General features: G+C 46.7%; 16 protein-coding genes. 10 read left to right on the top strand and 6 right to left on the bottom strand.

From position 1 onward, the window contains the following. Nucleotides 1-62: 62 nt before the first annotated feature. Nucleotides 63-431 carry a DUF3212 family protein gene (locus BV11031_RS14370; protein WP_010330325.1) on the bottom strand — a complete coding sequence of 123 codons (369 nt, stop codon included), beginning with the start codon at nucleotides 429-431 and terminating at the stop codon, nucleotides 63-65. A 241-nt stretch (nucleotides 432-672) separates the two neighbouring features. On the opposite strand from BV11031_RS14370, the gene BV11031_RS14365 reads away from it, so the two are divergent. The 9 genes from BV11031_RS14365 (at nucleotide 673) to nosA (ending at nucleotide 11,006) form a co-directional block, all read left to right on the top strand. Further along, nucleotides 673-1,020: a YflT domain-containing protein gene (locus tag BV11031_RS14365; RefSeq protein WP_010330324.1), complete on the top strand. Its 348-nt coding sequence runs from the start codon at nucleotides 673-675 to the stop codon at nucleotides 1,018-1,020. Nucleotides 1,021-1,219: 199 nt separating this feature from the next. After that, nucleotides 1,220-2,482, top strand: a complete 1,263-nt coding sequence (locus tag BV11031_RS14360; RefSeq protein WP_010330323.1) for a pectate lyase — start codon at nucleotides 1,220-1,222, stop codon at nucleotides 2,480-2,482. A 128-nt stretch (nucleotides 2,483-2,610) separates the two neighbouring features. After that, a complete protein-coding gene (locus BV11031_RS14355; RefSeq protein WP_010330322.1) occupies nucleotides 2,611-4,047 on the top strand; it encodes an anion permease in 1,437 nt (478 codons plus the stop codon). Nucleotides 4,048-4,209: 162 nt separating this feature from the next. Next, nucleotides 4,210-5,838 (top strand): two-component sensor histidine kinase CitS, encoded by a 1,629-nt coding sequence (gene yflR, locus BV11031_RS14350; protein WP_010330321.1) that lies wholly within the window; start codon nucleotides 4,210-4,212, stop codon nucleotides 5,836-5,838. Beyond that, a complete protein-coding gene (locus BV11031_RS14345; protein ID WP_010330320.1) occupies nucleotides 5,810-6,490 on the top strand; it encodes a response regulator in 681 nt (226 codons plus the stop codon). The genes yflR and BV11031_RS14345 overlap by 29 nt, the downstream gene beginning before the upstream one ends. Nucleotides 6,491-6,492: 2 nt before the next feature. Continuing rightward, nucleotides 6,493-7,452: a tripartite tricarboxylate transporter substrate binding protein gene (locus BV11031_RS14340; protein WP_010330319.1), complete on the top strand. Its 960-nt coding sequence runs from the start codon at nucleotides 6,493-6,495 to the stop codon at nucleotides 7,450-7,452. A gap of 193 nt (nucleotides 7,453-7,645) precedes the next feature. After that, nucleotides 7,646-8,947 (top strand): Mg(2+)/citrate complex secondary transporter CitM, encoded by a 1,302-nt coding sequence (gene citM, locus BV11031_RS14335; RefSeq protein ID WP_026014519.1) that lies wholly within the window; start codon nucleotides 7,646-7,648, stop codon nucleotides 8,945-8,947. A 54-nt stretch (nucleotides 8,948-9,001) separates the two neighbouring features. Next, a complete protein-coding gene (locus BV11031_RS14330) occupies nucleotides 9,002-9,796 on the top strand; it encodes an MBL fold metallo-hydrolase (RefSeq protein ID WP_010330316.1) in 795 nt (264 codons plus the stop codon). Between the two features lie 118 nt (nucleotides 9,797-9,914). Then, nucleotides 9,915-11,006 (top strand): nitric oxide synthase, encoded by a 1,092-nt coding sequence (nosA, locus tag BV11031_RS14325; RefSeq protein WP_010330315.1) that lies wholly within the window; start codon nucleotides 9,915-9,917, stop codon nucleotides 11,004-11,006. On the opposite strand, the gene BV11031_RS14320 is transcribed toward nosA, so the two are convergent. Further along, the gene (locus BV11031_RS14320) at nucleotides 10,997-11,272 is read right to left on the bottom strand and encodes an acylphosphatase (RefSeq protein ID WP_010330314.1); all 276 of its coding nucleotides are present in this window, start codon (nucleotides 11,270-11,272) and stop codon (nucleotides 10,997-10,999) included. The two genes, nosA and BV11031_RS14320, sit on opposite strands and share 10 nt — an antisense overlap. Before the next feature lie 66 nt (nucleotides 11,273-11,338). On the opposite strand from BV11031_RS14320, the gene BV11031_RS14315 reads away from it, so the two are divergent. After that, nucleotides 11,339-12,004, top strand: a complete 666-nt coding sequence (locus BV11031_RS14315; protein ID WP_010330313.1) for an MOSC domain-containing protein — start codon at nucleotides 11,339-11,341, stop codon at nucleotides 12,002-12,004. Nucleotides 12,005-12,050: 46 nt separating this feature from the next. Here the strand turns inward: BV11031_RS14315 and BV11031_RS14310 are convergent, their stop codons facing one another. The 4 genes from BV11031_RS14310 to map all read right to left on the bottom strand — a co-directional run bounded on the left by BV11031_RS14310 (nucleotide 12,051) and on the right by map (nucleotide 13,762). Continuing rightward, nucleotides 12,051-12,182 carry a YflJ family protein gene (locus tag BV11031_RS14310; RefSeq protein WP_010330312.1) on the bottom strand — a complete coding sequence of 44 codons (132 nt, stop codon included), beginning with the start codon at nucleotides 12,180-12,182 and terminating at the stop codon, nucleotides 12,051-12,053. Between the two features lie 172 nt (nucleotides 12,183-12,354). Beyond that, a complete protein-coding gene (locus tag BV11031_RS14305) occupies nucleotides 12,355-12,510 on the bottom strand; it encodes a hypothetical protein (protein ID WP_010330311.1) in 156 nt (51 codons plus the stop codon). 106 nt (nucleotides 12,511-12,616) lie between these two features. Next, the gene (locus BV11031_RS14300; RefSeq protein ID WP_010330310.1) at nucleotides 12,617-12,931 is read right to left on the bottom strand and encodes a DUF3243 domain-containing protein; all 315 of its coding nucleotides are present in this window, start codon (nucleotides 12,929-12,931) and stop codon (nucleotides 12,617-12,619) included. Nucleotides 12,932-13,012: 81 nt separating this feature from the next. Further along, the gene (gene map, locus BV11031_RS14295) at nucleotides 13,013-13,762 is read right to left on the bottom strand and encodes a type I methionyl aminopeptidase (RefSeq protein ID WP_121642133.1); all 750 of its coding nucleotides are present in this window, start codon (nucleotides 13,760-13,762) and stop codon (nucleotides 13,013-13,015) included. Nucleotides 13,763-13,835: the final 73 nt, after the last annotated feature.

The raw sequence follows: 13,835 nt of genomic DNA, 5'->3' as shown, positions 1-13,835 counted from the left end.
GTAAACACTATAATAGGATAGCTTGCCATGTCAATCTTTTTTAAATAAAGAAAGCTCTGGTTTTACAGCTTTTTCATGAAAACATCATCAGACACAAATAAATGGTATTCAGCGTTGCCGTGCCTGCGGGATAGAAAGGCATCGGCATTGGCTTTAGAGGTTTCAAGCATATCAGCATTGACAGTTGGAAGGAGAGCGCCGAGATAGCTGGATAATTTCTTTTCTATTTCTTCTGGGAGAGCGAATTCAATGTCGCCGATATTCATAATGATCGAGAAAACAAAGTCGATATCGATTTGAAATATTTCCTCAGCAAAGACCGCAAGCTCGTGAATTCCTGGCGAACAGCCGGCCCGCTGATGGAAAATCTGTTTCACTAAATCACTCACAACCCATGCATTGTATTGCTGTTCTGGTGAAAAGTATTGCATTAGACATACCTCCTGCTCGTACGGATAAAGACAGCCATTCATGATCGTTAGCTCCGTGCAGCGGTTTCTCATCGATTTTGACTTTTCTGAAAATTTTTGCCTCCTATCACTTTACCATGGGCGGAAAAGAAATGGCTACTACCATTCTTCCTGTTTTTCTCCTCAATGTTCTGGAATCTGTTTTATCAAAATGCGATCGGGTATGAAAGAAATATAGAAAACATGAAGGAGGAATATTGACATGAAACCAGTTGTAAAAGAGTATACAAACGATGAACAGCTCATGAAAGATGTGGAAGAGTTACAGCAAATGGGTGTCGCGAAAGAGGATGTATACGTTTTAGCTCACGACGATGATAGAACGGAACGGCTGGCAGACAACACGAATGCCAACACGATCGGAGCCAAAGAAACGGGTCTCAAGCACGCGGTAGGAAACATGTTTAATAAAAAAGGAGACGAGCTCCGCAATCAAATTCATGAAATCGGCTTTTCAGAAGATGAGGCCGCTCAATTTGAGAAACGCTTAGATGAAGGAAAAGTGCTTCTCTTTGTGACAGATAATGAAAAAGTGAAATCCTGGGCTTAATGCAGAGATATAACCCAAAAGGCAACTTTGGCCTTTTGGGTTTTTTGCGGCCTTTGCGGTCTTTGCGGTGTATGTTTGCTGAATGCCGCAATCAGGCAGAGGAACATTTTCGGTTCTGCATGTCCCTCCATTTGATATTATAACGTTGTGAGAAATTGGTATAAAATCTCACAAAATAGAAAATGGAGGTTCATAGAGAATGAAAAAAGTGATGTTAGCTACGGCCCTATTGTTAGGGTTGACTCCAGCTGGCGCGAATGCGGCGGATTTAGGCCATCAGACGTTACGGTCAAATGATGGCTGGGGCGCGTACTCGACGGGCACGACAGGCGGATCAAAAGCATCGTCGTCGAACGTGTATACCGTCAGCAACAGAAACCAACTTGTCTCTGCATTAGGCAAGGACACCAATACAACGCCAAAAATCATTTATATCAAGGGAACGATTGATATGAATGTCGATGACAATCTGAAACCGCTTGACGCAGATGATTATGCAGATCCAAAGTACGACTTGAACAAATATTTAAAAGCTTATGATCCAAGCACATGGGGCAAAAAAGAGCCATCCGGCACACTGGAAGAAGCCAGAGAACGTTCTCAAAAAAACCAAAAAGCACGAGTGCTGGTTGACATTCCTGCGAATACAACGATTGTCGGTTCAGGGTCAAATGCCAAAATCGTGGGCGGAAACTTCCAAATCAAGAGTGATAATGTCATTATCCGCAACATCGAATTCCAGGATGCTTATGACTATTTTCCGCAATGGGACCCGACTGACGGGAGCTCAGGAAACTGGAACTCACAATATGACAACATCACAATCAATGGCGGCACGCATATATGGATAGACCATTGCACATTTAATGACGGATCCCGTCCTGACAGCACATCGCCAAAGTATTTCGGCAGAAAATATCAGCACCATGACGGCCAAACCGATGTTTCTAACGGTGCCAACTATATCACGATGTCTTACAATTATTATCACGACCATGATAAAAGCTCCATTTTCGGATCAAGCGACAGCAAAACCTCCGATGATGGCAAATTAAAAGTTACGCTTCACCATAACCGCTACAAAAATATCGTTCAGCGCGCACCAAGAGTCCGTTTCGGGCAAGTGCACGTATACAACAACTATTATGAAGGCAGCAAAAGCTCCTCCGGCTATGCTTTCAGTTATGCGTGGGGGATCGGCAAGTCATCTAAAATCTATGCTCAAAACAATGTCATTGACGTACCGGGACTGTCAGCTGAGAAAACAATCAGCGTGTTTAAGGGCGGGACGGCTTTATATGACTCAGGCACACTGTTGAATGGCACGCAGATCAGCGCATCAGCTGCAAATGGGCTCAGTTCCTCTGTCGGCTGGAAACCGTCTCTGCACGGCACAATTGATGCTTCCGCGAATGTGAAGTCGAATGTTATGTCTCAAGCGGGTGCGGGTAAACTAAATTAAGAAATGAAAAAAACACAAAGGGCTGCTCACCTTTGTGTTTTTTAATTAATTAAATTATTTATTAACTTAGTTAAGGAGTAAAATGGGAAAGGGGATTAGAAAACAAGGATATAGGAGGAGACCTATTTATGGCTTCAGAAAAAGACGCAGGAAAACAGTCAGCAGTAAAACTTGTACCATTGCTTATTACTGTCGCTGTGGGACTAATCATCTGGTTTATTCCCGCTCCGTCCGGACTTGAACCTAAAGCTTGGCATTTGTTTGCGATCTTTGTCGCGACAATTATCGGCTTTATCTCCAAGCCCTTGCCAATGGGTGCAATCGCAATTTTTGCATTGGCGGTTACTGCACTAACTGGAACACTTTCAATTGAGGATACATTAAGCGGATTCGGGAATAAAACCATCTGGCTGATCGTCATCGCATTCTTTATTTCCCGGGGATTTATCAAAACCGGGCTCGGTGCGAGGATTTCGTATGTATTCGTTCAGAAATTCGGAAAAAAAACCCTTGGTCTTTCTTATTCACTGCTGTTCAGTGATTTAATACTTTCACCTGCTATTCCAAGTAATACGGCGCGTGCAGGAGGCATTATCTTTCCTATTATCAGATCATTATCCGAAACATTCGGATCAAGCCCGGCAAATGGAACAGAGAGAAAAATCGGCGCATTCTTATTAAAAACCGGTTTTCAGGGGAATCTGATCACATCTGCTATGTTCTTAACAGCGATGGCAGCGAACCCGCTGATTGCCAAGCTGGCCCATGATGTCGCAGGGGTGGACTTAACATGGACAAGCTGGGCAATTGCCGCGATTGTGCCGGGGCTTGTCAGCTTAATCCTTACGCCGCTTGTGATTTACAAGCTGTATCCGCCGGAAATCAAAGAAACACCGGATGCAGCGAAAATCGCCACAGAAAAACTAAAAGAAATGGGACCGTTCAAAAAGTCAGAGCTTTCCATGGTGATCGTGTTTCTATTGGTGCTAGTGCTGTGGATTTTTGGCGGCAGCTTCAAAATCGACGCAACGACAACCGCATTGATCGGTTTGGCTGTTCTCTTATTATCACAGGTTCTGACGTGGGATGATATTAAGAAAGAACAGGGCGCTTGGGATACGCTCACTTGGTTTGCGGCGCTAGTCATGCTGGCCAACTTCTTGAATGAGTTAGGCATGGTGTCTTGGTTCAGTAACGCCATGAAATCATCCGTATCAGGATTCTCTTGGATTGTGGCGTTTTTAATCTTAATTGTTGTGTATTTCTACTCTCATTATTTCTTTGCAAGTGCGACAGCCCACATCAGCGCGATGTATTCAGCATTTTTGGCTGTGATCGTGGCCGCGGGCGCACCTCCGCTTTTAGCGGCGCTGAGCCTCGCGTTCTTCAGCAACCTGTTCGGATCAACGACTCACTACGGTGCTGGAGCGGCTCCGGTCTTCTTCGGAGCAGGCTACGTTCCGCAAAGCAAATGGTGGTCCATCGGATTTATCCTGTCAATCGTCCATATTGTTGTATGGCTTGTGATCGGCGGATTATGGTGGAAAGTATTGGGGATATGGTAGAGAGAAAAAGGCAGACCGAGGTCTGCCTTTTTTATGTTTATAAAACAGACGGCCAACTCATCTGTAAAAATAGCTAACCCTTTCACAAGAAAATGAATGTTGAAAAATGAGATAATGGCCTCTAAAAATGGTATGATCTAGATAGAAAGGACGGCTGGTGCTGTGGTGAAAAAGCGGTTCCATTTTTCCCTGCAAACAAAAATAATGGGGCTGATTGCGGCTCTGCTTGTTTTTGTCATTGGTGTGCTGACCATTACGTTAGCCGTTCAGCATACACAGGAAGAACGGAAACAGGCAGAGCAGCTGGCGGTTCAGACGGCGAGAACTATTTCCTACATGCCGCCGGCTAAAGAGCTCATTGTGAGTAAAGAGGGGCATGCAGCTGAGACGCAAGAGGTCATTGAACAAATGAAAGAACAGACGGGCGCGTATGCCATTTATGTGCTGGACGAAAAAGGGGACATTCGAAGCACCTCTGGAAAAAGCGGCCAAAAGAAGCTGGAGCGCAGCAGAGAAATGTTGTTTGGCGGCTCGCATGTTTCTGAAACAAAAGCGGATGGGCGAAGAGTGATTAGAGGAAGCGCGCCGATTATGTTAGAGCAGAAGGGATACAGCCAAGTCATTGGCAGCGTGTCTGTTGATTTTCTGCAAACGGAGACAGAGCAAAGCATCCAAAAGCATCTGAGCAATTTGAGTGTGATCGCTGTGCTTGTGCTGCTGCTCGGATTTACCGGTGCCGCCGCGCTGGCGAAAAGCATCAGAAAGGATACGCTCGGCCTTGAGCCGCATGAGATCGCCGCTCTTTATCGGGAGAGGAACGCCATGCTTTTCGCGATTCGAGAGGGGATCATTGCCACCAATCGTGAAGGCTCCGTCACCATGATGAACGTGTCGGCGGCTGAGATGCTGAAGCTTCCCGAGCCTGTGATCAAACTCCCTATTGATGACGTGATGCCGGGCGCCGGGCTGAAAAGTGCTCTTACACAAGGAGACATGCTTCCGAACCAGGAAGTATGTGTTAACGGCCAAGTTTTTATTCTCAATACGAAAGTGATGGCTCAAGGCGGGCAGGCGTATGGGATTGTCGCCACCTTCCGGGAGAAAACAGAGCTGAAAAAGCTGATTGACAAACTGACAGAGGTTCGCAAATATTCAGAGGATCTCAGGGCGCAGACCCATGAATTTTCAAATAAGCTTTACGCGATCTTAGGGCTGCTTGAGCTTGGGGAGTATGATGAAGCGATCGATCTGATTAAAGAGGAGTACGCGATACAGAATGAACAGCATGATATTTTATTCCAACATATCCATTCACAGCAGGTGCAGGCGATATTGCTGGGGAAAATGGGCAAAGCTTCGGAAAAAAAGATCAAGCTGTCTATTGATGAGAACAGCTCGCTCGGACCTCTTCCTGCACATATCGGCTTGTCCCATCTCATTACGATGATTGGCAACTTAATTGATAACGCTTTCGAAGCTGTAGCGGATCAAAGCGTGAGGGAGGTATTGTTTTTCATCACCGATATGGGCCGTGACATTGTCATCGAAGTATCAGACACAGGGCCCGGTGTGCCGCCCGATAAGACGGAAGCTGTGTTTGAAAGAGGCTATTCATCAAAGGGGATGAAGAGAGGCTACGGCCTGGCCAATGTCAAAGAATCAGTGCGTGAACTGGGCGGCTGGATTGAACTGGCGAATCAAAAAAGTGGCGGTGCGGTATTCACTGTGTTTATACCGAAGGAGAAACAAAGGGGGAATCCATTTGATTCACATCGCGATTGCGGAGGATGACTTTCGAGTTGCGCAAATCCACGAGAGATTGATTGAACAGCTTGATGGATTCAAGATGATCGGCAAGGCGGCCAACGCTAAAGAAACAATGGCGCTTTTGGAAAAACAAAATGCTGATTTGCTTTTGCTGGATATTTATATGCCGGACGAGCTTGGGACCACATTGATTCCCGAGATACGAAGCCGATTTTCTGAAGTGGATATTATGGTCATCACAGCGGCAACAGAAACCCGTCATTTACAGGAAGCGCTCAGGGCAGGGGTTGCCCACTATTTGATCAAACCCGTAACGGCTGACAGGTTCAGACAGGTGCTGAATCAATATAAGGAAAAAAGGAAGCTGCTTTTGTCTCAGCCGGAGGTCAGCCAATCCATGATCGATCATATTTTCGGGAACGGCATGAAATCATCATTGTCGGCAGAGGACTTGCCGACAGGCATTCATTCGATTACACTGCGAAAAATTAAGGAAGCGCTTCGAACTGCGTCAGAAGGATTGACAGCGGAAGAGCTTGGAGAAAAAATGGGGGCGTCACGAACAACTGCCCGCCGTTATGCCGAGTACCTTGTGTCAACGGAAGAGGCGAGAGCAGAGCTTGAATACGGGATTATCGGCAGGCCGGAGAGAAAATATTATGTGGCGGCTGACTAGATATGAAAAAATGGATAATCCTATTGATTGCGCTATTGATCTTTATGCAGGGTGACATTAGGCAGGCGGCTGCGCCGCGCCTGCCTGATGGGCCAATCGAAATTGTCGTCCCCGCTGAGCCTTCAGGCGGCTGGGATGTCACAGCACAGGCAATCCAATCTGTTCTGAGGCAGAAGCAGATCGTGAAGGATGAGGTTCATATCGTTTATATACCGGGCGGCGGAGGAGATAAAGGCTGGAAATACGTTAACGAAAGCAGCAAACAGACCATCAGCATGACGTCCAGTTTAATCCTGAGCAATCATCTTCTCGGGCAAAGCAAATTAAAAACGGACGATTTTACTCCGCTCGCCATTCTCTCAAAGGAATGGCAGACAGTTGCGCTGCCAAAAGGATCGGCATTAACGGACGGCAAGGATTTGCTGAATGAGATTAAGCTGCATCCCGGCAAGGTGAAAATCGGCTTTGCCCCTGGGCTCGGCAATGATGATCAGCTCTCATTTGTCAGAGCGGCTGATATGTACGGCATTGACCCTTTCGACATTCAATTTTTGCAGTATGACAGCAGCGAGCAGCTCATTCAGGCGCTGATCAGACATGAGGTAGAGGCGGCTTCAATGACACTTTCTGAAGCGAAGCCATATGAGCGGCAAGGTGATATCACGTTAACCGCTGTCACATCTGATAAAAGACTCCCCGGTTTTCCTGATGTACCAACGTGGAAGGAGCAGGGGATTCCATTTGTATTTTCGCATTGGAGAGGCGTTTTGGGCCCGAAAAACATGTCTGAGGAAGAAATTTCTTATTGGGATCAAGCGCTAAAGCAGGTTACATCCTCGCCTGAATGGAAGCGGAAAATAAAAGAACAGGATTGGGAAAGCTTTTATTTGAACAGCAGGGAAACGAAACGCTTCTTAGCACAGCAATCCGTTTTTTATCAAAGCATGATGACAGGAAATTAAGATCCCGGCCTTCCGGGATCTTTTTGATGTGCCTTAAAAATGATCAAAAAGAACAAAACGGTTTTAAAAAATTAAAAATACAAAAAAACCAAATTATTTACTTGCGAATGAAAATCACATACGATGGCAAAAAGGCAAGAAAAGGGGAATAAAAGAGAAAAATGTAAGCGGATTCATTTAAGGGGGAATGGATGTGTTAGCAATCTTAGGCTTTCTCATGATGCTCGTGTTTATGGCATTGATCATGACAAAACGGCTCTCTGTACTGACAGCGTTAGTTTTGACGCCGATTGTATTTGCTTTGATCGCCGGATTTGGATTTACTGAAGTCAGCGATATGATGATTTCGGGCATTCAGCAGGTAGCGCCGACCGCGGTCATGATTATGTTTGCGATTTTATACTTTGGGATCATGATTGATACAGGGCTGTTTGATCCGATGGTTGGCAAAATTTTAAGTATGGTCAAAGGAGATCCGTTAAAAATCGTTGTCGGGACAGCTGTACTTACGATGCTCGTTGCTTTAGACGGAGACGGTTCAACCACTTATATGATTACGACAAGCGCGATGCTTCCGCTCTACCTGCTGCTTGGCATCCGGCCGATTATTCTGGCGGGAATCGCGGGCGTCGGCATGGGGATCATGAATACGATTCCGTGGGGAGGCGCGACACCGCGGGCGGCGAGCGCGTTGGGGGTTGATCCGGCTGAGCTTACAGGGCCGATGATTCCTGTGATCGCAAGCGGGATGCTTTGCATGACGGCGGTTGCGTATGTGCTCGGAAAAGCGGAACGAAAGCGCCTTGGCGTCATTGAACTGAAACAGCCGGCTAATGCCAATGAACCGGCGGCTGCGGTTGAAGATGAGTGGAAGCGGCCGAAGCTTTGGTGGTTTAATTTATTGTTAACGCTTTCTTTGATAGGATGTTTAGTATCGGGTAAAGTCAGTTTAACCGTACTGTTTGTTATTGCGTTCTGTATTGCACTGATTGTAAATTATCCAAACCTTGAGCACCAGAGACAGCGTATCTCTGCACATTCCAGCAACGTGCTGGCCATTGGTTCCATGATTTTTGCGGCGGGAGTATTTACGGGGATTTTAACAGGCACGAAAATGGTTGATGAAATGGCGATTTCGCTCGTGTCCATGATTCCAGAACAAATGGGCGGATTGATCCCGGCGATTGTGGCCTTAACAAGCGGCATTTTCACATTCCTGATGCCGAATGACGCATATTTCTACGGGGTGCTGCCGATTTTATCAGAAACAGCTGTCGCATACGGTGTGGATAAAGTGGAAATTGCCAGAGCCTCTATTATCGGCCAGCCGATTCATATGCTGAGCCCGCTTGTGCCATCCACTCATTTGCTTGTAGGGCTTGTAGGGGTTTCCATCGACGATCATCAAAAATTCGCCTTGAAGTGGGCGGTTCTCGCAGTGATCGTCATGACGGCTATCGCTCTATTGATTGGTTCGATTTCGATTTCTGTATGATAAATCAGGCGTAATGACATACACTAACGGGAACAACATACCGGAGGTGTCTTCATGAGTGATCCTTATATGCCGCTGACTTCAGTCAGAAGCGGAACGGGGTTTGAAGCGGCAAAAGGAGTGCACGGCTTAACCGTGCAAATTGCAAATGTCTATTTTATTCAGCTGCCTTCTGAACCTCACTCAATTGTTTTAATTGATGCCGGCATGCCTCAATCAGCCGACATGATTGTAGATGAAGCCAAACAACGATTTGGCGATGATTTTCAGCTGAAGGCGATTATCCTTACACACGGGCACTTTGATCATATCGGGGCGATAGAAGAACTCCTTGCGCATTGGGATGTCCCTGTTTATATCCATTCTCGGGAAATGCCATATGTAACAGGCAAAGAAGATTATCCACCGGCCCGTCCTGACAGCAAGAGCGGGCTGGTCGCCAAGCTGTCGCCGCTGTTTCCCCGGCACGCCATCGATATTTCTTCACATGTGCAGGCACTGCCGGAAGACGGCTCTGTACCGTTTCTTGACGAATGGATGTGGATCGCGACTCCCGGACACACCCCCGGCCATATTTCGTTATTTCGTGAGGACGGGCGTGTGCTTGTGGCAGGCGATGCTGTCATAACAGTGGAGCAGGAGAAAATGGCTGATGTCTTGATTCAAAAACAGGAGCTTCATGGGCCGCCGGCTTATTTTACGCCTGACACAGAGACGGCGGCTGAATCCATTCAGAAGCTGGCCGGACTTGAACCGGAAGCGCTGCTGACCGGACACGGCATACCGATGGCCGGCAAAAACTTTCGCAGCGAGTTAACTGAACTGGCAAACCGCTTATCGTCTCTTTGACACCCGCACGCGCGGGTGTTTTTATTGTTTTTCCAAGAAGATGCAGGAAAATCATTTGTCTTCCCGCTTAAAAACGATACAATGAAAAGCATCAATGCGATTTTAAGGGGAGAGTTTGTTGGAAGAAAAAGAAATACTCTGGAACGAAGCGAAAGCGTTTATTGCCGCATGCTATCAGGAATTGGGGAAGGAAGAGGAAGTGAAAGGCCGTCTCGATAGCATAAAAAATGAAATTGACCGGACCGGGAGCTATACACATACGAAGGAAGAGCTTGCGCACGGAGCGAAAATGGCTTGGAGAAACAGCAATCGCTGCATCGGCAGATTGTTCTGGAATTCTCTGAATGTCATCGACAGGCGTGACGTCCGGACGAAGGAGGATGTGAGGGATGCCCTTTTTCATCACATTGAAACCGCCACAAATAACGGGAAAATCAGGCCGACCATTACGATTTTTCCTCCGGAAGAGAATGGTGAAAAGCAAGTCGAGATTTGGAATCATCAGCTGATACGGTATGCTGGTTATGAGTCAGGCGGAGAAAGAATCGGCGACCCGGCTTCCCGGTCCCTGACCGCAGCCTGCGAGCAGCTTGGCTGGCGCGGAGAGCGAACCGATTTTGACCTGCTGCCGCTCATTTTTCGCATGAAAGGCGATCAACAGCCGGTCTGGTATGAACTGCCGCGTTCACTTGTGATTGAGGTTCCCATCATACATCCGGACATCGAAGCGTTTTCTGATCTGGGGCTGAAATGGTATGGCGTGCCGATTATTTCTGATATGAAGCTCGAGATCGGAGGCATTCATTATAATGCCGCGCCGTTTAACGGCTGGTACATGGGCACGGAGATCGGAGCAAGAAATCTGGCAGATGAAAAGCGATATGACAAGCTCAAAAAAGTGGCGTCCGTTATCGGCATCGCCGCTGATTACAATGCTGATTTATGGAAGGATCAAGCGCTTGTTGAACTGAATAAAGCGGTGCTGCACTCGTACAAAAAGCAAGGTGTCAGCATCGTTGACCATCATACGGCTGCAAGCCAGTTTAAACGGTTTGAAGAACAGGAGGAAGAAGCGGGCAGGGAATTGACGGGGGACTGGACGTGGCTGATTCCGCCGATTTCACCCGCTGCCACTCATATCTTCCACCGTTCCTATGATAACTCAATCGTTAAGCCGAATTACTTTTATCAGGATAAGCCTTACGAGTAAACAATGGAAAATCGATGATGGCCTTCAAGGGTGCTGGATTCAGTGACTGAGAGATCGGTAACCTTTGAGAAAGGGCTGCCTTTCTTTACAGCCTCAAGAAACGATTGTAACGTGTTTTCCGGGCCTTCCGCCAAAATCTCGACACGGCCGTCATCACGGTTTTTGACCCAGCCGGCCAGTTTTCGCTTGTCAGCTTCCATTTGAACAAAATAGCGAAAGCCCACACCTTGAACCCGGCCGTCTGCAACGATTCGATATTGAAGCATGGAAAAACCACCTTTTCTTTTTATGATAATCAATCATTTTACAACCTGTAAAGGGGATGTGTATGTATGAAACCACCGCACTATTCAGTGCTTTCACTTAACCTCGGGAAGCCGCAAACGCTTGAATATGACGGAAGAAAAATCGAAACTGGCATCATGAAGCAGCCGGCTGCTTCAGCTGTCATGCTGTATCGGGAGAATTTTGAAGGAGACGGACAGGCGGATCTCATGAACCATGGAGGACCTGATAAGGCCGTCTGTGTCTATCCGGCGGAGCATTATCCGTTTTGGGAAGATTTCCTCTCAAGGCCGCTGCCAAGCGCTGCGTTTGGTGAAAATCTGACCGTCATGGGCCTGACCGAGGAGAATATTTGCATCGGGGATGTGTTTCAGCTTGATGAAGCTGTTGTTCAGGTCAGCCAGCCGCGTCAGCCATGTGTTAAGCTGGCAAAAAAATTTGGCGTGAAGGAAATGGTGCTGAAGGTTCAGCAAACGGGCTATACCGGTTTTTATTTTCGTGTGCTGGAAGAGGGCAGGGTGGCTCCCGGCGCTAAACTGGAGTTGCTGTCCAGAGGCGAGAAAGACATATCCGTTCAATTTGCTAACCGTATCAAATACCATGATGTGAACAATCTCGCTGCCATTGAACGGATACTAAGTGAAGACACACTGTCGGAAAGCTGGAGAGCGTCCTTTTTGAAAAAGAGGGACAGGCTGCAGCCCGCTGAATAGAAAAAAGCCGCGCATATCAACGTGCGCGGCTTTAGCTTTGTTTAGATTAATTTTTCTTAGTTTCAAGCAGGTTGGCAAGAAAATGGGTTTTATAGCTTTGAAGCTTTCTTCCTTCATGGTGCGTGATCCCCTGCTTTTTTAATTCTGCCACATACCAGCCTTTACTGCCGTAATGCATGTCAGAAAACTCCTTTCCCTATCTCTCCTAATGGAGAGGATTTTACCAAGCGATTGGCATTGTAACATCTATAGAAAGATGCTGAAAAGAGGTGCGGGAAAAACTAAGTCTTTCGTACTAGATGCACGAATCTTCTTCTGTATGTATATGCGGAGCAAAGGCTGAATATGATTTAATGGCCGGTCAGTTTGATGATGACAACGCCAAATGTCATAATGCTGAAAACAATGCCGATATATGTGAGCATCCCGTTTTTTTTCTTCACGCCGTAAACGGTCAATATGATGCCTTCAATGAAAAAGATGATGCCAAAAATGATAAACCACATGCAAATAAAGGCTCCTTTCGCAGACATAATAGTAGTGTAGCATATCTGCTGCCCGGCTGTGGAAATATCAAGAAAGCCGGGCAGCAGATGCGCCCGGCTCTTGTTTTTATTGCTTATCAACCAATTTGACCAGCAGCTGTGCCAAATGTTTTTTCTCGTCTTCGTCCGCAACGCTCCAAAGCTCTTGCAGCAGCATTTCTTCACTGTTGTGCGGCTCTTCATGCTTCGCGAGGTAATCTCCCAGAATCGCGGCGCTTTTGACCAGTTTGCCGTCGTCCAATCCCAGTTTTTTGCCTCGGTTGACTTGTTTACTCAGGTAGTCTTTAAATTCCTCAAAGTCTTTTAAGATTTCTTCTTTTGTTAAGCCATGCATGGCATGCATTTCGTTTTCAATTTGGATTTTTTCTGGATCTCTGTTCATTGCAATACCTCCTCCTGCGGAATAGTGATGTTTTACCTGCAATTGGAGGAGGTTAAACCTTCTGGCAGCCCGAAATGTGTTTTACAGCTTCGTCAGAATAATCGGTTCATCTTTTGTGATGACGATGGTGTGTTCAACCTGGGCAACCATGCTTTTATCTGGCGTCTTGAACGTCCAGCCGTCTCCAGCTTCAACAATCGTTTCTGCTTTTGTTGAAATAAACGGTTCAAGCGCGATGACTGTGCCGTTTTTGAAAAGCGCGTTATCAAATGGGTCATAATAGTTCATGATGTGGTTCGGCGCTTCATGCAGGCTTCTGCCGATTCCGTGGCCGGTCAGGGTTTTGATGACGGTAAAGCCTTGAGAGCGAGCTTCATGATACACGGCTCTTCCGATTTGGTTTTGGCGCTTGCCTGCTTTTGCCTGCTGCAGCCCTTTTTGAAAAGCGTTTTCCGCGCATTGGCAAAGCTTATGAAGGCGTTCTTCCCCTTCGCCGAGCACAAATGAGATGCCTGTGTCGGAATAGAAGCCGCCAAATTCTGCAGAGATGTCAATGTTCACAAGATCTCCCGTTTTTAGAATTTTGGAAGTGCTGGGTATGCCGTGAGCCACTTCATCATTTACGCTGATGCATGTCACGCCCGGAAAATCATATTCCTTCTCAGGAGCTGAAACGGCACCGTGCTCATCAAGCACTGCTTTCCCGATAAGGTCAAGGTCTTTTGTGCTCATGCCGGGCTCCGCTTTTTGTTTCATTTCTTCACGCGCAAGCGCGACGATTCTTCCGATTTTTTTCAGGCCTTCTAATTCTTGATCGGTTGTTACAATCATCTGTCATTCCCGCTTTCTTTTTAAATAATCTAGATTAAGCTTACCACAACTGTCTTAAAAATAGGAAACACGC

Source organism: Bacillus vallismortis, from assembly GCF_004116955.1.
In the GTDB taxonomy this organism is placed as follows: Bacteria; Bacillota; Bacilli; order Bacillales; family Bacillaceae; genus Bacillus; species Bacillus vallismortis.
This window is presented reverse-complemented; position numbering and strand designations above follow the sequence as displayed.